General features: G+C 67.0%; 13 protein-coding genes. 5 read left to right on the plus strand and 8 right to left on the minus strand.

The window, feature by feature from the left end; all coding sequences use genetic code 11:
- Positions 1-359 precede the first annotated feature (359 nt).
- Positions 360-866 carry a winged helix-turn-helix transcriptional regulator gene (locus tag AC3FNH_RS20450; RefSeq protein ID WP_276098706.1) on the plus strand — a complete coding sequence of 169 codons (507 nt, stop codon included), beginning with the start codon at positions 360-362 and terminating at the stop codon, positions 864-866.
- Positions 859-2,232 (plus strand): MATE family efflux transporter, encoded by a 1,374-nt coding sequence (locus tag AC3FNH_RS20455; RefSeq protein WP_488721389.1) that lies wholly within the window; start codon positions 859-861, stop codon positions 2,230-2,232. Before AC3FNH_RS20450 ends, AC3FNH_RS20455 begins: the two co-directional genes overlap by 8 nt.
- On the opposite strand, the gene AC3FNH_RS20460 is transcribed toward AC3FNH_RS20455, so the two are convergent.
- From AC3FNH_RS20460 to AC3FNH_RS20475, 4 genes are all read right to left on the minus strand, one after another.
- Positions 2,221-3,669 carry an efflux transporter outer membrane subunit gene (locus AC3FNH_RS20460; RefSeq protein WP_488721390.1) on the minus strand — a complete coding sequence of 483 codons (1,449 nt, stop codon included), beginning with the start codon at positions 3,667-3,669 and terminating at the stop codon, positions 2,221-2,223. The two genes, AC3FNH_RS20455 and AC3FNH_RS20460, sit on opposite strands and share 12 nt — an antisense overlap.
- Positions 3,666-6,839: an efflux RND transporter permease subunit gene (locus tag AC3FNH_RS20465; protein WP_276098709.1), complete on the minus strand. Its 3,174-nt coding sequence runs from the start codon at positions 6,837-6,839 to the stop codon at positions 3,666-3,668. The genes AC3FNH_RS20460 and AC3FNH_RS20465 overlap by 4 nt, the downstream gene beginning before the upstream one ends.
- A complete protein-coding gene (locus tag AC3FNH_RS20470; RefSeq protein WP_488721436.1) occupies positions 6,836-8,044 on the minus strand; it encodes an efflux RND transporter periplasmic adaptor subunit in 1,209 nt (402 codons plus the stop codon). The genes AC3FNH_RS20465 and AC3FNH_RS20470 overlap by 4 nt, the downstream gene beginning before the upstream one ends.
- Positions 8,045-8,254: 210 nt before the next feature.
- Complete coding sequence (locus AC3FNH_RS20475; protein ID WP_488721391.1) at positions 8,255-10,636, minus strand: carbohydrate-binding family V/XII; 2,382 nt, start codon at positions 10,634-10,636, stop codon at positions 8,255-8,257.
- A 347-nt stretch (positions 10,637-10,983) separates the two neighbouring features.
- On the opposite strand from AC3FNH_RS20475, the gene AC3FNH_RS20480 reads away from it, so the two are divergent.
- Complete coding sequence (locus tag AC3FNH_RS20480; RefSeq protein ID WP_488721392.1) at positions 10,984-12,120, plus strand: metallophosphoesterase; 1,137 nt, start codon at positions 10,984-10,986, stop codon at positions 12,118-12,120.
- Positions 12,121-12,205: 85 nt separating this feature from the next.
- Here AC3FNH_RS20480 and ettA read toward each other — a convergent pair whose 3' ends face one another.
- Positions 12,206-13,873, minus strand: a complete 1,668-nt coding sequence (gene ettA / locus AC3FNH_RS20485; RefSeq protein WP_488721393.1) for an energy-dependent translational throttle protein EttA — start codon at positions 13,871-13,873, stop codon at positions 12,206-12,208.
- Between the two features lie 142 nt (positions 13,874-14,015).
- On the opposite strand from ettA, the gene AC3FNH_RS20490 reads away from it, so the two are divergent.
- Positions 14,016-14,237 carry a hypothetical protein gene (locus AC3FNH_RS20490; RefSeq protein WP_483730526.1) on the plus strand — a complete coding sequence of 74 codons (222 nt, stop codon included), beginning with the start codon at positions 14,016-14,018 and terminating at the stop codon, positions 14,235-14,237.
- A 49-nt stretch (positions 14,238-14,286) separates the two neighbouring features.
- Positions 14,287-14,802 (plus strand): M48 metallopeptidase family protein, encoded by a 516-nt coding sequence (locus AC3FNH_RS20495; protein WP_488721437.1) that lies wholly within the window; start codon positions 14,287-14,289, stop codon positions 14,800-14,802.
- 21 nt (positions 14,803-14,823) lie between these two features.
- Here AC3FNH_RS20495 and AC3FNH_RS20500 read toward each other — a convergent pair whose 3' ends face one another.
- Genes AC3FNH_RS20500 through AC3FNH_RS20510 form a run of 3 tightly spaced genes read right to left on the minus strand, consistent with a single transcriptional unit; the run spans position 14,824 to position 19,237 of the window.
- On the minus strand, positions 14,824-16,692 hold the full coding sequence (locus tag AC3FNH_RS20500) for a TRAP transporter large permease (RefSeq protein ID WP_488721394.1): 1,869 nt from the start codon (positions 16,690-16,692) through the stop codon (positions 14,824-14,826).
- A gap of 39 nt (positions 16,693-16,731) precedes the next feature.
- Positions 16,732-17,751 (minus strand): TRAP transporter substrate-binding protein, encoded by a 1,020-nt coding sequence (locus tag AC3FNH_RS20505; RefSeq protein WP_488721395.1) that lies wholly within the window; start codon positions 17,749-17,751, stop codon positions 16,732-16,734.
- A gap of 34 nt (positions 17,752-17,785) precedes the next feature.
- On the minus strand, positions 17,786-19,237 hold the full coding sequence (locus AC3FNH_RS20510; RefSeq protein ID WP_276100830.1) for a mannitol dehydrogenase family protein: 1,452 nt from the start codon (positions 19,235-19,237) through the stop codon (positions 17,786-17,788).
- Positions 19,238-19,305 lie beyond the last annotated feature (68 nt).

The following is a 19,305-nucleotide window of genomic DNA, read 5'->3' on the forward strand; positions in this document are numbered from 1 at the left end:
GCCGAAGGCGATTACACGATGTCGGTAGCAGCAGGGACCACGGACAGTTTCGGGGCTCGTTCAATCATTGCCTGAAAGCCTACCGGCGGACGCGCACCACGCGGCAGGCAGCCAGGCACTCTCTGAAGCCCATCCCCGTACAACACCCGCAGCACACTACGATCAATATTCGCCCGCTAGGGCAAGTAAACGCGCTTTTTGGTTACTTTTTGTCGCTCGGACAAAAAGTGACTCGCCGGCTACGCCGGCGAAACAGCAGCACCCGCCACTCCCCCTCCCCGTGCAAACTTTCAATTTGCAAGCTATGATCTCATAAACTTGCAAATCAAAAGTAAAGCCCGCCGCAGGCACGGAGACCTATGCCCCCCACAGATTTCACCACCATGCCCTGCCCGGTGGCCCGCTCGATGGCGGTGCTCGGAGAGCGCTGGGCCATCCTGGTGCTGCGCGAAGCGTTCTACGGCAGCACGCGCTTCGATGAGTTCGAGAAAAACCTGGGCATCGCGCCCAACATTCTGAGCGCGCGGCTGAAGACGCTGGTCACGCATGGACTGCTGGCCCGCGTCACGCCTGAAGGCGGCGGGCGCCACGTCTACCAGCTTACGGAAAAGGGGCGGGACTTCTTCCCGGCCTATGTCGCGCTCAAGGCCTGGGCCGATCGCTGGATGACCGATGACAAGGGTCCGTTGACGGTGCTGCAGGACAAACGCAGCGGCACCGAAATCTCGCCGCCCTCGCTCACGCGCGCCGACGGCAGCGCCATCACGCTGGACGACCTCAGTGTCATGCCCGGCCCTGGCGCCGGCCACTTGCTGCGGCGCCGCTTCGGCGAAGCCGCCGCCGAGCCGGAGGACAACCATGCCTGAAACGCCAGCCATGACCGTATCCAGTACCGTCGCCAAATCCGGCAGCGCCGACCCCGTACCGGCAACCGAGCTGGCGCGGCGCATCGGCAGCCTGGCCGGCCCCACTGCCGTGATTGCGCTGCTGCAGGCCGGCGCGCAACTGGTGGAGACCTGGCTCGCCGCACGCCAGGGCACCGCGGCCCTGGCCGGCTGGGCCGTGGTGCTGCCGTTCGCGCTGCTGCTGCAGCAGATGTCCGCAGGCGCCATGGGCGGCGGCGTGGTGTCCGCCATCGCCCGCGCGCTGGGCGCCAACAAGCGCGAAGAAGCCTCGTCACTGGTGCTGCACGCGCTCATCATCGCAGTCACGGCCGGACTGGCGTTCGCCGTCGTGCTGGCGGGCTTCCCGCGCGGCGTGCTGGGCGCGGTGGCCGGGGTCACGGCAGCGGAGGCAGCGGCCACCTATGCCATCTGGCTGTTTGGCGCGGGCGCGGTGCCGGCCTGGCTCGCCAATACGCTCGCTTCGGTGCTGCGCGGCGGCGGACGCCACGCGCTGGCCGCGCGCGTGCTGGCGCTGATGTGGCTGGCGTTCCCGCTGCTGTCGTGGCTGCTGGCCGAGCCGCTGGGCATGGGCCTGGCCGGCATTGGCGCGGCGCTGGCCGCGGTGTCGTGGGCCGCGGCGCTGGCGATGGCCGTGGTGGTGGCGCGCGGCGGCGCAGGCTTCGTGCCGGTGCTGCGCATGCGCCCGTCGCGGGCACTGTTCGCGCGCATCCTGTCGGTCGGGCTGGTGGCGTGCGCGCTGGCCTCGGTGGCCAACCTGACCACCATCCTCGTCACCGCGCAGCTGCGACATCACGGCACGGCGGCCGTGGCTGCCTACGGCATCTCGGCACGGCTGGAATTCCTGATGATCCCGCTGGCGTTCGGCGTCGGCTCGGCGCTGACCGCGCTGGTCGGCCGCGCGGTCGGCGCGGGCGACTGGCATACCGCACGCCGCACGGCGTGGGTCGGCGCGCTGCTGGCGCTGCTCATCGCCGGGCTGGCCGGCGCGCTGGTCGGCATGATGCCGCACCGGTTCGCCATACTGTTCACGCGGGACCAGCAGGTAGCGGCCATTGCAGCGCGCGCGCTGTCCTGGGTCGGGCCGGCCTTCGGCGGCTTCGGGCTTGGCATGGCGCTGTACTTTGCGTCGATGGGCGCGGGCCGCATGCGCTGGCCGATGGCGGCCGGCCTGTGCCGGATCGGCCTGGCTGCCGGCGGCGGCTGGCTGCTGGCCAATGTCGCCGGCATGGGGCTGGACGGGCATTTCCTGGGCGTGGCGATGGGCATTACCGCCTACGGCCTGGTGACGGCGCTGGGCGTGCGCGAAGGGGAATGGTCAGCGCGCTAGGACGGGCGCATTGCCCTGCATGCCTGCGCCCCTGACCGCATCGGGCACCGCCGGCCAGCCGCCGCCCAGCGACTTGTACAGCGCCGCGGTGCCGTTGAGCACGTCGACCTGCCCCTGGATCGCCGCCAGCTGCGCGTCGAACAGCTTCTCGCGCGCGTTGGTCACTTCCAGGTAGCTCGAATAGCCGCCCTCATATCTTGCATAGGCCTGGTCGGCATAAACGGTCAGGCTTTTTTCCTGCTGGCGCAGGCTTCCCAGCCGATTACGCGTCTCGACGCCGTTGGCCAGGGCGGTGTTCACGTCGGCAAGCGCGGCCAGCACGGTGCCCTGATAGGCCAGCATGGCCTCGGTGCGCTGCGCTGACGCCGTCTGCACCTGGCCACGGATCGCTCCGCCCTGGAAGATGGGCTGGGTCAGCCCTGCACCAAACCCCCACACCCGCGACGCACTGTCCCACAAACCCGCAGGTGACGAGGCGATCGCGCCGAACAAGCCGCTCAGGTTGACGGACGGCAGATAGAGCGCCTGCGCCGCGCCCAGTTGCGCGTTGGCCGCCACCGCAGCCTGCTCGGCCTGCAGCACGTCGGGCCGGCGCGACAGCAGCAGCGCGGGCAGGTCGGCGCCCACCGGCGGCGCCTGCAGCGCATAGATGTCCTTGCCCCGCTCTATCGCCCCCGGCTGGCGCCCGAGCAGCACTGACAGCGCGTTCTCCGTCTGAGCAATGCCGGTGCGGATCTGCGGAATGGAAGCCTCGGCGACATAGAAGTCATTCTGGGCCTGGGCCAGCTCCATCTCGGAGATGACGCCGCCTTCATAGCGCTGCTTGAAGATATCGAGCCCGCTGGCGCGCGAATCCAGCGTCTGCTTGGCGACTTCGAGCTGGGCGTCGAGCCCGCGCAGCGTGGCATAGCCCTGCACCACCGACGCGGCCAGCGACAGCACCACGCCGCGACGCGCGTACTCGGCATTCCACAGGCTGGCCTCGGCGGCCTCGGCCTGGCGCCGGATGCGACCCCACAGGTCCAGCTCCCAGCTTGCGTTGGCCAGCAACTGGTACGAATTGCGCGGCGCGTCGAACGATGCGAACTGCGTGCCGTTGAACGTGCCCGCGCGCTGGCGCGTGGCCGCCGCGTTCAAGTTCACGTGCGGAAAGAAGCCCGAGCGCGCGACCATCAGCTGGCCGCGGAATTCGTCGATGCGCGCGGCGGCGATGCGCACGTCGTAGTTGTTCGCCAGCGCCTCGTCGATCAGCGCATTGAGCACCGGATCGTCGAACTGGTTCCACCAGTCGCCGTCCGCCGCGATGGCGAGCTGGCCGGTGTCCATGCGGTACTGCGCGACATCGGGCGTTTCCGGCCGCTGGTAGTTGGGCCCGATCGCGCAACCGCCCAGCGCCGCTGCTGCGCAGGCGCCCAGCATCCAGGCACGCGGTCTCATGATGGTTCTCCCGCCGCAGGCGTGGCAGGCGGCTGCGCCGCGCCGCCGGACTTGGGTTCGCCCTTCGCCTTGCCTTCGGACATGCGCTCCAGCCCCCAGAAGAACATCGGGATGAAGAACAGGGCGATCGCGGTGGCGCCCAGCATGCCGCCGATCACGCCTGTCCCGAGCGATTGCCGGCTGGCCGCCGATGCCCCGCTGGCGATGGCCAGCGGCACGCAGCCCAGGATGAAGGCCAGCGAGGTCATGATGATCGGACGCAGGCGCATCTTGGAGGCATGGATGGCCGCGTCGTAGGCGCTGAGCCCTTCCTTCTCGCGCATTTCCACCGCGAACTCGAAGATCAGGATGGCGTTCTTCGCGGCCAGCGCGATCAGCACGGTGAGGCCGATCTGGAAGTAGACGTCGTTCTCCATGCCGCGCATCAGGATGCCAAGCAGCGCACCGAACAGCGCGAACGGCACCGCCAGCAGCACGCCGAGTGGCAGCGACCACTTCTCGTATTGGGCGGCGAGGATCAGGAACACCATCAGCATGGCGAAAGCAAAGACGTAGGCCGCGGTGGAACCGGCGGACTTTTCTTCATAGGCCTGACCGCTCCAGGCGTAGGCATAGCCCTGTCCGAGCACCTCTTGCGCGGTCTCCTCCATCGCAGCGATCGCCTGCCCCGAGCTGTAGCCGGGAGCGGCATCGCCAACGATCTTGGCGGCCGGGAAGTTGTTGAAGCGCGTGACGATGTCGGGGCCGGGCACGTACTTGGTCGTGGTCACCGCCTTGATCGGAACCATATCGCCCTTGCTGTTGCGGACGTACACCTTGTCCAGGTCTTCCGGACGCGAGCGGAATTGCGGCTCGGCCTGCAGGATCACCTGGAACAGGCGGCTGTTCTTCGGGAACTGGCTCACATACAGGGAGCCGAACATCGTCTGCAGCGCAGAGTACACATTCTCGACAGGCACGCCCTGCGTTTCCGAGCGTTCGCGGTCCACCTCCACCAGGTACTGGCGCGAGCGGGAGTTGATGGTCGAATTCACGCCCGTCAGCTCGGGCCGCTGGCGCGCCTTCGCCATGAACTCGCGCACTTTCTCCTCGAGTTGCTGATACGTGCTGTCCCCGGTGCTCTGCAGCCAGAACTCGAACCCGCCGGTCGTGCCCAGGCCCGGGATCGACGGCGGATTGATCGGCAGGGCAAGCCCGTCCTGGTACTTGGAGAACTCCTGCTTGCCCTTGATGATCAGGTCATTGGCGCTTTCGCCCTTGCCGCGCTCGCCGAAGCCCTTGAGCGTGATGAACAGCGTGCCGGAATTGGCCTTGTTCTGAGAGTCGATGAGGCTGTAGCCATCCACGGTCGCCACCGACGACACACCGGGCTGCTTGGCCAGCCAGGTTTCAGCGCGCCTGGTGAGATCCCCGGTGCGGTCGAGGCTGGCAGCATCGGGCATGACCACGGCGCCGAACAGGTAGCCCTGGTCTTCCACCGGCAGGAACGAGGTCGGGATACGGATGAACATCAGGACGGTGACCGCGATCATGACCAGGATCAGGGCAATCGAGATCACGGTCCGGCGGATGACGACCTGCAGCGACTTGTCGTAGCCGCCAATCAGCTGGTCGAACTTGTTGTTGAACCAGGTGAAGAAGCGGTTCTTCTTGTGCTCTCCCGGCTTGAGCAGGATGGCCGCCAGCGCCGGCGACAGCGTCAGCGCCACCACGCCGGACAACGTCACGGACACTGCCAGCGTGATCGCGAACTGCTTGTAGAGCTGACCGGTAATGCCTGACAGGAAGGCTACGGGAATGAACACCGCCAGCAGCACCAGCACGATGGCGACCACCGGCCCGCTCACCTCGTCCATCGCCCGCTTGGCGGCCTCCTTGGGAGGCAGGTTGAACTCCGTCATGTTGCGCTCGACGTTCTCGATCACCACGATCGCGTCGTCCACCACGATACCGATTGCCAGCACCATGCCGAAAAGAGTCAGCATGTTGACCGAGAAGCCGAAGGCGCTCATCCCGACAAAGGCTCCGATGATCGACACGGGCACCGCCAGGATCGGCACCAGCGTGGCGCGGAAGCTTTGCAGGAACAGGTACACCACCAGGATCACGAGGATCACGGCATCGCGCAGCGTGTGCACCACCTCATTGATTGACTCATGCACGAACTCCGTCGTGTCCAGCGCGATTTCATACTCCAGCCCGGGCGGGAAACTCTTCTTCAGCTCGGCCAGCGTGGCGCGCACCTGCTTGGCCACGTCCAGCGCGTTCGCGCCCGGCTGCTGGTAGACCGCCAGCAGCGTGGCGGTCTTGCCCTTGTAACGGCTGCGCAGCGAATAGTCTTTGGACCCCAGCTCGGCGCGGCCGATATCCTTGAGCCGCACGATCGCGGCTTCGCCGGACTGCGCGCGCAGGATCATGTTCTCGAACTCGGCGGGCTCGGTCATGCGGCCCTTGGTGGCGATCGGGAACGTCTGCTGCACCGGCCCGGCCGTGGGCGACTGCCCGATCCGCCCCGCGGAGAACTGCTGGTTCTGGTTGGCCACAGCGTTCTTCACGTCCTCGGTGGTGATCCCGAGCGACGCCATGCGGTCCGGCCTGAGCCAGATGCGCATCGCATAGTCCGGGACGCCGAAGATGGAGGACTGGTTGGCGCCCGGGATGCGCTTGATCGCGTCCAGCACATAGATGTTGGCGTAATTGCCGACAAAGACCTGGTCGTAGCTGTTATCCGGCGAATAGATGGCGATCACCATCATGAATGCCGACGAACGCTTCTGCACCGACACGCCCTGCGACGTGACCTCGTTCGGCAGCGTGGGCAGCGCCAGGTTGACGCGGTTCTGCACGTCGACCTGCGCGAGTTCCGGGTCCGTGCCGATCTCGAAGTACGTGGTCAGCGTCAGGTCACCGGTCGAGGAACTCGTCGAGTTCATGTACATCATCCGGTCCGCGCCGTTGACCTGCTGCTCGATCGGCGCGGCCACGTTCTGGGCGACCACTTCCGCGCTGGCGCCCGGGTAACGGGTCGTGACGGTAATCGTCGGTGGTGTGATATCCGGAAACTGGGCAATCGGCAGCTTGGTCAGGGCTACCAGGCCGCCCACCGTGATGACGATGGAAATGACCGACGCAAAGATGGGCCGGTCGATACAAAAGTGGGCAAGTTTCATGACTTGCCCCCTGTCGTCGCTGCGGCACCCGACGCCGGAGCCGGAGCCGCAGGCGCTGCGCCGCTGGCTGCGGCAGGCGCGGCGCCTGGCTTGGCCTCCACGGCCTTGACGGGCGCGCCTGGCACCAACCGCAGCGTGCCGCTGACCGCCACGCGCTCCCCCGCCTTCAGCCCCGAACGTACCACCCAGTTGGCGCCGGTCCACTCACCCACGTCCACCACCCGCTGCTGGGCCTTGTTGTCAGGCCCGATCACCCAGACTGTCTGGCCTCGCGGGGTCTGCACGACAGCTTCCTGCGGTACGGCGATGGCATTCGTGCGCATGGCGCCATGCACCTTGACCCGCACGAACTGGCCCGGGCGCAGCACGCCCTCCGGATTGGCCACCTCCGCGCGAATCAGGTAAGTACCCGTTTCCGCGTTGAACGACGCATCGGCAAAGGCAATCCGCCCGTGATTCGGGAACTCCGTGCCGTCCGCCAGCACAATGACGACATCGAACTTGTCCTGGTCAGGGTACTTGACCGCGCCGGACTCGCGATCCGTGCGCGTGCGCAGCACTTCATTCTCGGACAGGCTGAAGTTGACCCGCATCGGATCCAGCTTGGCCACGTAGGTCAGCAGGCTGTTGGCGGCATCGATATAGGAGCCGGGCTGGCGCTTGGCGAAGCTCGACAGCCCATTCACCGGGGAGGTGATGGTGGTATAGCCCAGGTTCAGCCTGGCGCTGATCACATTGGCCCGCGCCCCTTCGACGGCGGCCGCGGCCGCCTGCTCCTTGCCGATGGCATCATCGAGGTCACGCTGGCTCAGGGCATTGCGCTCGGCCAGCGGCCGCACGCGCTTCAGGTCGGCCCGTGCCGTGGTCAGGCGCGCCTGCTGCTGGGCCAGCTCCGCCTCGGCCGCCTGCAGGGTTGCCTCGAAGGGCTTGCGGTCCATCACGAACATGGTCTGGCCAGCCTTGACCACGGCGCCTTCGGTATAGACCCGCTTGTCCAGGAAGCCATTCACGCGCGAGCGGATCTCGACCTGCTGCGAACTCTCGGTCTGGCCGACGAAATCGTAGACCAGTGGCACATCTCGCAACGCCACGGTCACGACGCCGACCTCGGCGGGCGGAGGTGCCACCGCTGCCGGCTTTTCCTTGCTGCATCCCGCCACCAGCAGAACCGCGAGCAGCCCCGCTGCACTGCGCCAGTTGAGCATTGTCCTCACGTGACCTCCTGTGCCAGCAACCATGGCCGCCCCCCGTTCCGGACACGGCGGCCCCACGCCGCCCGATCCGGTGCCTGTTCAGGCAGGTTACGGCGCGCCAAAGGGCGCGCCTATTCAAACTTTTTGTGTCCGTGTTTACTCATTTCGTCGCGCCGGCCGGCGGTCATGCGCGGGCGCCGGTTGGCGCCGCTGCCGCTGGCTTCAGCGCCGGAATCCGCCGTGGAACCGGCCGCCGCCATGGAAGCCGGCGCCGCCGAAGCGGCCGCCCCCCTGCCACTGCTGCGCCGCGCCCTGGAAGCGCTGCTGCCCGACCTCGCGGGCCTGGCGTTGCTGTTCCAGCCGGCCCGTGACCTCGTTGCTGGTTTGCACGGGTTCCCAGCCGCCCGGCGTGTGCTTTTGCCAGCCGTTGTCGGTGTGCTGGTACACGGAGCCGTCGTGGCCGGCATAGACATTGCCGTTGTTCCAGACCACGGCATTGCCCTTGTCCGGATTGGCGACAAAGCCACGGCTGCCCGCCGTGTACTGGCCGGTCTGGGCATTGCCGGCGATGCCGGCCCCGGCCGCGCCGACGCGGCCGGTCTGGGCGTTATAGCCGGCCACCTGGCGCCCGGCCGCGTAGTTGCCCGTGTACGCATTGCCGACGACGCCGCCACGCCCGGCGCCTTCACGGCCGGTAGACGGATTGGCGAACGACCCCTGCCGCCCCGCCGCGAAATTGCCGGAATACGGATTGAACGCCGCGCCACGGCTGCCCTGGAAATGCGCGCCCGTGGCGGGGTTGAACCCGGAAGCCGCGGTGCCGCGCCATTCGGTGCCGGTCCAGGCGTTCCAGCCCTGGGCGTGGGTGACCGTGCCCTGCCCCCAGCGGCCGTAGAAGTTGGCCTGGTTCACGTTCACGTAGTTCCAGTTATAGGGGCCGCCCCACCAGTACGGCCCCCAGTACGGCGATGCCGCGCCCCAGAACGCGCCGGCCGCGAAGCCGAACGCAAACCCCTCGGCCAGGCCGATGCCGAAGCCGGCGCCATAGCCGTAGGTGACCGGATAGCCGTAGTAGACCGCGCCCACGTACGCCGGATAGACGTAGCCGGTGCCGTACACCACGGTGCCGTCGGCGCTGACCACCACGCCCATGTAGCCCGGGGTGTAGCCCACCACGACCGTGTCCGGCGTGACAGAGTAGATGCGCACGTAGGTCACGTAGTAGACCGGGGAACTCGGCGGAATGGTGTAGATGGCCGATGGCACCTCGGTCGCCACGCGCCAGGTGCCAGCCGGCGAGGGCGCCGTGAACCAGATGCCATTGGCCACGGCGTAGTAATGGCTGCTGTCCACCTCGATCACCGGCGTGCCGGTATTGACGGCGTAGCTGAGCGACGTGCCGGTGATCGGCACGAAGCGCGGCGCGCCGTCATAGGCCACGGTTAGCGCCGCCTTGGCGCGCGATACGGTTGCCGTCTGCGGAATGGTGGCGGCGATCGCGGCTTCCTTGGCCTGCGGCGTGCCCGGTACCGAGACCAGCACATTGGCCTTGGGATCGTTGGGCGAGATCTTTGCAAAATCGGCCGGCAACTCGCTGCCTGGCACGTATTCCCACGGACCGGGCAGCATCGTCGCGCGGAACCAGCGGCCCGACACCAGCACGTAGTAGTTGTTGGAGGCCGGATCCACGAACACCGCGTGGTCGGCATTGGACATGGCCAGCAGGCCGCCACCGCCCACCGGCGTCATCTGCGGCGCGCCGGTGGTCACCACGAGCTCGGTCGGCCGCGTTGCCAGCAGGATGTCAGGCCCGCGCGCGGGGCGCTTGCCTTCCGCCGGCAGCATCGCATCAGGCTTGGAGGACGCGGCGGCCTTGGCTGCAGCGGCCTGCAAGGCCTTCGGCACGGTCGACATCACCTCCCAGGAGCCGCCAGCGGACTCGGACCGGTACCAATAGCCTGCCGCCTGCAGGTACAGCTCGCCGCCGGACTCGCGCAGCAGCATGGCCCGGCTGTTGAGCGCGCGTTCGTAGCTGGTGCCCGGCACGGCGCGCCAGGCCGGCTCGCCATCGACCAGCACCAGCAGGGTCGGCGTGGTGGCAAAGATGATTTGCGGCGCATCGTTCTTCACTGTTACCCGCGCGGCGCTGGCCAGCTGGCGCGAGACGGCGTAGCTGGCCTGGAGTTCGTCCAGTGGCACGGTCAGCCCCTGGGGCGGCAACCGGGCAAGCAGCGCGTTGCGCACCTGGTCGGCGGCATCGGGGCGCGTCGGCACCTCGACGCTTTCAATGGTGATATGGGTCAGCTGGACCAACGCCGAGGGCTTGTCGATATCGGCGATCGCGGAGAAGTGGACCACGCCATAGGTCGGGGTCCCGTCTTTCGCGCCGACCGCCACCGCAGCGCGGCCTGCGATGCGGTTGCCCTCCCACTTTTCGATCTCGGGCTGGTACAGCTCCACATGCTCGCTGGCGGCATCGAAGTTGCGCGGCCAGGTCAGCGGCGTGACTGGCTTGGGCGGCGTGGCCGCCTGCGGCGCTACAGGCGCCAGCGCGATGCAGACGGCAGTCATCAGCGCGCTGGCGCGCTTCAGGCGAAAAGACATGGCTATCTCCGGCTGGGGTGACCCCGTGCAGGCAGACTATGCGTACGTTGGGCACGATGCTGCACAACCGGGCGCCCCTGTGTGCGAATCTAGATGAGCCCGCAAAGGCGGACAATCCGTTTCAAAAACATTCAGCACGCGAACGCAAAGGGCTCAGATCACCGAGGGCGGGGGCTATAGCGCGCCGGCCGCGTCACATGCCGATGCCGGTTGGATCACCGGAGATCGGTGGTAAATCCCTGTCACCGCCGTCAATGGCACATTGCGGCCACTCCGTCTGCGTGCCCCTCTTGAACGCCCCGCGCGCCGGCCCCATTTTTTCGGGACCGTCCCCCGAGCGCGCCCCCATGCCCCCACGGACCACTATCCTGACTGCCGGTGCCATGACGGCACTGCTGCATGCCTATATCGCCCTGCGCCTCCTGCCCGGCCTGCCAGTGCCGCTGGTGGTCAAGGCGCTGTGCGGCGCCTGGCTGGCGCTGTCATGCGCGCTGCTGCCCGCGGGCCTGCTGGCGCGCCGCGTGAGCCAGCCGTGGTCGGACGCCGTGTCGTGGGTCGGCATGCTGGCCATGGGGTTCTTCTCCACGCTGCTGGTGCTCACGGTTGGACGTGACATCGTGCTGGCCGGCGCCTGGCTGGCGAACTGGCACCCCCCCGGGCTGTACGCGTACAGCGCCGCCGCAGTGCCGTTGCTCGCCCTGCTGGTAACCCTGGCCGGCTATGTGAATGCGAGGCGACTCGCCCGCGTGGTTAAAGTCGATGTGCCGGTCAGCGGCCTGCCCGAGGCGCTGCACGGTTTCACGATCGCCCAGATCAGCGACATCCACGTCGGCCCGACGATCAAGCGGCCTTACCTGGACCGCATCGTCGACCGCGTCAACAGCCTGCAGGCCGACGCGGTGGCCATCACCGGCGACCTGGTCGACGGCACGGTGCGCGAGCTGTCCCCCCACACCGCGCCGCTGGCGCGGCTGCAGGCGCGCCACGGCGTGTACTTCGTCACTGGCAACCATGAGTATTACTCGGGCGCCGAATCGTGGATCGCCGAACTGCGGCGGCTCGGACTGCGCGTGCTGATGAACGAGCACGTGGCGCTCGATCATGGCGGCGCTGTGCTGGTGCTGGCCGGCGTCACCGATTATTCGGCTGGCCGCTTCTTTGAACACCACCGCAGCGACCCGCAGCGTGCCTTGCACGGCGCACCGCCCGCCGGCGCGCGCGTGCTGCTGGCCCACCAGCCGCGCACGGCGCCGGCGGCAGTCGAGGCGGGCTTTGACCTCCAGTTGTCAGGCCACACCCATGGCGGGCAGTTCTGGCCGTGGAACCTGTTCGTACCGATGCAGCAGCCGTACACGGCGGGGCTCAACCGGCATGAATCGCTGTGGGTCTATGTGAGTCGCGGAACGGGTTACTGGGGGCCGCCCAAGCGGTTCGGGGCGCCTTCGGAGATTACGCGGGTGAGGTTGGTGCGGGCGCAGGATTGATGCCGGACACGCCCTCGCTATCTGGCCACTCAAGAAAAAAAAAGCCAGGCGCAAGGGCCTGGCTTTTTTGCTGCGATCAAACCAATCAGCGCGAAATCGGCTTGTAGCGGATTCGCTTCGGCTTGGCGCCTTCCTCGCCGAGTCGGCGCTTCTTGTCCGCCTCGTACTCCTGGTAGTTGCCCGGGAAGAATTCCACGTGCGAATCGCCTTCGAAGGCCAGGATGTGCGTGGCGATACGGTCCAGGAACCAGCGGTCGTGCGAGATCACCATCACGCAGCCGGCGAATTCCAGCAGCGCGTCTTCGAGCGCACGCAGCGTTTCCACGTCCAAGTCGTTCGACGGCTCATCGAGCAGCAGCACGTTGCCGCCAGCGATCAGCGTCTTGGCCATGTGCAGGCGGCCGCGTTCACCGCCCGACAGTGTGCCGACCTGCTTCTGCTGGTCGCCGCCCTTGAAGTTGAAGCGGCCGATGTAGGCGCGCGACGGCGTTTCGTAACGGCCCACCGTCAGGATGTCGGCGCCGCCCGAGATTTCCTCGAACACGGTCTTGGTGCCGTCCAGCGCGTCGCGGCTCTGGTCGACGAAGGCCATCTTCACGGTCGGCCCGATGTTGATCTCGCCGCTGTCCGGCTGCTCCTTGCCCGTGAGCATCTTGAAGAAGGTCGACTTGCCGGCGCCGTTCGGGCCGATGATGCCGACGATGGCGCCAGGCGGCACCTTGAAGCTCAGGTTCTCGATCAGCATGCGGTCGCCAAACCCCTTGCTGACGTTGTCGAACTCGATCACTTCGTTGCCCAGGCGTTCACCCACCGGGATGAAGATTTCCTGGGTTTCGTTGCGCTTCTGGTATTCCTGGCTGTTCAGCTCGTCGAAGCGGGCCAGACGCGCCTTGGACTTGGCCTGGCGGCCCTTCGGGTTCTGGCGCACCCACTCCAGTTCCTTGTGCAGCGCCTTCTGGCGGGCCGATTCGCTGGCCTCTTCCTGCTTGAGGCGGGCTTCCTTCTGGTCCAGCCACGAGCTGTAGTTGCCCTTCCAGGGAATGCCCTGGCCGCGGTCCAGTTCCAGGATCCACTCGGCGGCGTTGTCGAGGAAGTAGCGATCGTGGGTCACGGCCACCACGGTGCCCGGGAAGCGCGTCAGGAACTGCTCCAGCCAGTCCACCGACTCGGCGTCCAGGTGGTTGGTCGGTTCGTCCAGCAGCAGCATGTCGGGGCGCGACAGCAGCAGGCGGCACAGCGCCACGCGGCGCTTCTCGCCACCGGACAGGTGGCCGACCTTGGCATCCCACGGCGGCAGGCGCAGCGCGTCGGCGGCGATTTCGAGCTGCAGCTCGGCATTGTTGCCGTCGCTGGCGGCCAGGATGGCTTCGTACTTGGCCTGGTCGGCAGCAAGTGCGTCGAAGTCCGCATCCGGCTCGGCATAGGCAGCGTAGATCTCATCGAGCTTCTTGCGCGCCTCGAACACGCCACCGAGTGCTTCTTCCACCGATTCCCGCACGGTCTGCTCGGGGTCGAGCTGCGGTTCCTGCGGCAGGTAGCCGATGTTCAGGTTCGGCATCGGCGTGGCTTCGCCCTCGATCTCCTTGTCCAGGCCGGCCATGATCTTCAGCAGCGTGGACTTGCCCGAGCCGTTCAGGCCCAGCACGCCGATCTTGGCGCCGGGGAAAAAGGACAGCGAGATGTCCTTCAGGATGTGACGCTTGGGCGGAACGATCTTGCCCACGCGGTTCATGGTGAAAACGTACTGAGCCATGGAGTGCGGTGTCCGTGCTTTTCGGGAATTTTGGGAATGGGCGGAGTTTAACAAAGCAGGTGCCCGACGGTCTGCGGAATGCCCGCGCGCCCGGTACAATCAAAAGTTCGCCGTAGCGCTAACGCATTGATTTCATTCGCCCATGAGCAAACCCGCCCTGACCCTGAAGTTCAAGTGCAAGAAGTGCACGAAGCCCGTCACGCTGTACCTGCAGAAGACCTCGGCCTGCTCGCATATCACGCCTTACCAGGGCTTCTGCAAGTGCGGCGAGCTGATGCGCCACGCCACCGGCGACAAGGACGCCGTGGAGTCCTTCGTCAATTCGATGGACAACAGCTGGATGCACCACCATCACCACCACTGATCGGCGCGCAGTGAACGCGAACACCTGGCAGCCGTCCGCGAAGGACCCGATGCGCTTCCTGGGCGGCTATCCGCCCGGCGTGCTGGACCAGGTGCGCGACCTTGTGGCGACCGGCAAGCTGGGTGAGCACCTCGCCCGCCGCTACCCGCAGCGTCACGGCGTCCAGACCGACCGTGCGCTGTACGACTACACCAATGAACTGAAGCAGGAATACCTGCGCAGCGCACCGCCGCTGCACAAGGTTGGCTACGACGCCCGCCTCGACACGGCCCACAAGGCGCTGGGCCTGCATACCGCCATCTCGCGCGTGCAGGGCGGCAAGCTCAAGGCCAAGAAGGAAATACGCGTGGCCTCGCTGTTCAAGGAGGCACCGCCGGAATTCCTGCGCATGATCGTCGTGCACGAACTCGCTCACCTCAAGGAGAGCGACCACAACAAGGCGTTCTATCGCCTGTGCGAGCACATGGAGCCGCACTACCACCAGCTGGAATTCGACACGCGCTTGTTCCTGGCGTGGCGCGAGTTGGGGAAGGCGGCCGGCAATGCATCGGCCGTCGAAGCCTGATCCCGGAGCCGCACGTCCCGCTCAGAGAAAGCCGATGGAAAACCACGGCACCAGCGCCAGCAGCAACAGCGCGATGAACAGCGCCGCCATGTGCGGCCAGACCCTCGGCATCGCCACGTCTGGCGAAACCCGCCCGATCGCGCAGGCGGCATAGAAGCCCACGCCAAACGGCGGCGCGAACAAGCCCAGGCCCATCGCGAAGATCACCACCATGGCGTAGTGCACCTCGTGCACGCCGACCAGCTTGGCGATCGGGAACAGCAATGGCCCGAACAGCACGATGGCTGGAATGCCCTCGAGCAGGCTGCCCAGCAGGACAAAGGCCAGCGCCGATACCAGCAGGAAACCAGTCTTGCCGCCGGGCACGGCAGACATGATCGTCACCAGGTCCTGTGCAAAGCCTGACTGGGTCAGCGCCCAGGCCATGGTGGTGGCGCAGCCGACGATCAGCAGGATGGCCCCCGACAGCGCCGCCGTGTCGACCAGCATCGGGTAGATCCGGCGCCAGTTGAACTGCCGATAGACCAGTACGCCTGCCAGCACGGTGTAGAAGATGCCGATGGTCGAGACTTCCGTCGCCGTGGCCACGCCCTCCACGACCGCGGTACGGATGATGACCGGCAGCGCCAGTGCCGGCAGCGCAACCAGCAGCGACCTGAGGATTTCCCGCCGCGACGGCCGCACCGCGCCGCTCATGTCTTCGTTGCGCGTCTGGTACCAGACTACAAGCGCCATCATCACCAGCCCGACCACGGCAGGCACCAGGCCACCGATGAACAGCGACGTGATCGATACTCCCGTCACCGACCCGACCGTGATCAGCACAATGCTGGGCGGGATGGTTTCCGACATCGCCCCCGACGCCGACAGCAGCCCGATCAGGTCGCCATCCCGGGCGCCGCGCTGCTTCATCTCGGGAAACAGCGCCGGCGCCACTGCCGCCATGTCGGCGGCCTTGGAGCCGGAAATCCCTGAAACGATGTACATCGCGCCGAGCAGCACGTACTGCAGCCCCCCGCGCACGTGCCCAATCAGTGCTACCAGGAAATGGATCATGGCGCGCGCCAGCCCCGTCATCTCGATCAGTGCGCCCAGGAAGACGAATAGCGGCACCGCCAGCAGGATCAGGTGGGACATGCCCTCCTGCATGCGGTTCGGAATGATGGACAGCGGCGTATCGGTGGACAGCGCGAGGTAGCAAAGCGTGGCAAGCCCGAAGGCGAAGGCAATGGGCATGCCGACGGCGACGCAGCCGACCAGCATCAGCAGGAAAAAGATCACCAGGTTGGCATTCCCCAGGTCCATCAGCACGGGCGACAGCAGCCACAGCACGCCGGCGCCGGCCACCACCAGCGCGCCGCTCGCTGCAAGCTGCTTCAGGCTCGCAAGCGCCAGCAGGCGGACGACGGCAGTCACGAGCATCAGTACGGCCCCGGCAAGCACCGCACCGGCGCGCCAGGCTTCGCTGATCTCCAGCGTCGGCGTCAGCACGTCGACGTGTTCTGCCAGGTGTTCCCATGCAGGCCGCAACAGCAGCAACAGGAACGCCACCACCATCCACATGCCGAAGGCATCCAGCCACGCGCGCCGGCGCGGCGGCGCGTTCTTGATGAAGGTGGTGAGCTGCATATGCGCGCTGCGCTGTAGCGCGATGACGGCGCCGAACATCGCCAGCCAGAGGAACAGAATGCCGGCAAGTTCATCGGTCCACGGCACCGGCGCATGCAAGGCATAGCGCGCAAACGCGCCGCCGCCGAGGATCAGGATTTCGGCAACGACGATCAGCGCTGTCGGCACCTCGACCAGCCAGGCCAGGATGCGCCCCCAGCGCGCGCTGATGGTCACGGGTGCATGTGCGGGCAGGACCAGGGTCCCGGAGGTGGGCTCCATCACTGTCTCCTCTTTCGCGGTGGCGGGATCGCGCCGGCCTCAGGCCAGGGGACCGGTGTATTGCTCCAGCTTCCCCCATGCCTCGTCGCCAAACTTCTTCCTCCATGCCGTATAGAAACCCTCGCGTTGCAGCAGCTGGCGGAACGGCGCCGGATCGGGCCGGTTGAAGGTGATACCGAGCCGGGCCATTTCCGCCTGCGCGTCGACATCGGCGCGCGCAATGTCTTCGCGCTGTTTCAGCGCCGCGGCCGTGAAGCGCGTGGTGAGCGATGCCTGCACCTCGCGCGGGAGGGCCTGGAATTTCTTCGCGTTGCCGAAGATGAAGTGTCCGTCCCAGGTATGCCCTGTGAGCGAGCAGTACTTCTGGACTTCATAGAGCTTGCCGCTGCGGATCAGCGAGAGCGGCGTCTCCTGCCCGTCCACCACCCGGGTCTGCAGCGCCGAATAGAGGTCGGCGAAGGGTATGACCGTCGGCGACGCGCCCAGGGTCTTGAACATTGCAACCCAGAGCGGGATCGCGGGCACGCGGATCTTGAATCCCTTCAGGTCCGCAGGCGTGTTCACCGGCCGGACAGAGGATGTGATGTGGCGATAGCCGTTATCGAGGCACTTTTCGAAGACGTGCAGGTTCACCCTGGCAAGCGCGGCCCGGACATAGGCGCCGAGCGCCCCGTCCATCGCGGCCCATACCGTGGCGTAGTCCTTGAAGGCATAGGCAACACCGTTGATGCTGGCGGCCGGCACCCGCGTCTGCAGGTTGGTGCCGGCCGTCGACATGAAATCGATGGCGCCGGCCAGCGTCTGCGAGATCATGTCGGGCTCGCTGCCCAGCTGGCTGTTGGGATAGACCTGCAGGTCGACCTTGCCACCGGTGTCCCGACGAATGGCTTCGGCGGCCTCCTTGATACGCACCGTGCCCGGATGGTCCGCAGGGAAAGCGGTACCGTACTTGAGCCTGATGGCGGCGCTCTGAGCGAACGCCCTTCGCACGGGCAATGCCAGTGCCATGCCACCGGCGGCGAGTGCGCCGAACTGGCGGCGGGTAAACAGCTTGGCCATGAAGTCGTTGTCTCCCTTTGTTCATGGGTGTGGCTTAGCAGGACAGCAGTGCAACCGTGCCGCGCTCGCCCAGTACCTTCAGATGTCCGGCAAGGCGGTGGGTAAGCGGCTCTGGCCACGGCTCGTCGCCAAAGACGGCGGCATGGGCCAGGGCCTGCCGAATGGCTGCCGCGTCGCAGCCCGCCGCGCGCAGCCGTGCGGCCAGCGCCGGGGCACCGGGATCGCGGATGACGAGCGCCTCGCCGTGGTCGCTGCTTTCGCTGCGCAGGTAGTGCAGCCACACCGCCAGCGCGCGCTCCAGGTATGGCCGCTCGATGCCTGCGGCAGCGCTCTCGCGCAAAGCCGGCAGCCAGCGCACCGGGATCTTCTGCGTGCCGTCTGTCGCGATCTGCGCGGTGTGGTGCTCGAGCGCGGCATTGCGGAAGCGGCACAGCAGTTCCTTGCCGTAGCGGCTCACGTCGAATCCCGGCGGCGCTGCCACGGTGGCGCGCAGGTCGTCCATCGCGCCCCGCGCGAAGGCCTCGAGGACCGGATCGGCCATCGCCGCGGCAACGGTCTCGATGCCGCACAGCTGCGCGGCATAGGCGATCGCCGAGTGCGTGCCGTTCAGCAGCCGCAGCTTCATGGCCTGGAAGGGCCGGACATCGCCGGTCAGCAGCGCTCCACCCGCTTCCCATGCGGGCCGCGGCCCGGCGAAGCGGTCCTCGATCACCCATTGCGAGAACGTCTCGCAGACAATGGCCGCCTCGTCACGCAAGCCGAGGCGCTGCTGCGCCCAGTTCAGCGATGCTGGCGTGGCAGCCGGCACGATGCGGTCCACCATGGCGTTCGGCAGCGCCACATCGTCCCGGATGCGCCGCGCGAGCACCGGATCGATCAGCATTGCGTACTGCACCAGCAGCCTGCGCAGCGCATCGCCGTTGCCGGCCATGTTGTCACAGCACACGATGCTGAGCGGCGCATCCGGTGGCCGCCGGCGCAGGCCGGCCGCCAGCACGCCGAGCGTGCTTCTTGGTGCGTCGGGACAGGACAAGTCGTGCTGGATATCCGTATCGGCGGTGTCGAGGTCCGAGGTGGACGGGTGCTGGCTGTATCCCTTCTCCGTGACGGTGCAGGTCACCACGGACACGGCCGGGTCCGCGAGCGCCCCAAGGACCTGCTCCAGCGCATGCGGCGCGTAAAGGGCCTGCACCACCGCGCCCACGATGCGCGTGGTCGCCTCCGCGCCTTGCCGCTCGGTGACCGAATACAAGCCATCCTGCGCAGACAGCGCACGCGCCATGCGTGGTCCCCGCAGGCTGACGCCGACGATGCCCCAGCGCGTGTCGCCGCTGCGGATCGCCGCTTCGGTGTACAGCGCCTGGTGCGCGCGATGGAAGGCGCCCAACCCGATGTGCACCACGCCGCGCGACAGGCGGCTGCGGTCGTAGCCGGGCTGACGCACGCCTGCATTGGCGCTGCAGAGGGTACGCTGCGCCAGCCTCATGGCCGGTACCTCGATCGTTTGCAATGCTGCATCGTGCCTCGAATGCCTGCTGTCTGGACCGAGGCTCA

The organism is Cupriavidus sp. 22TCCZM01-5 (genome assembly GCF_057798915.1).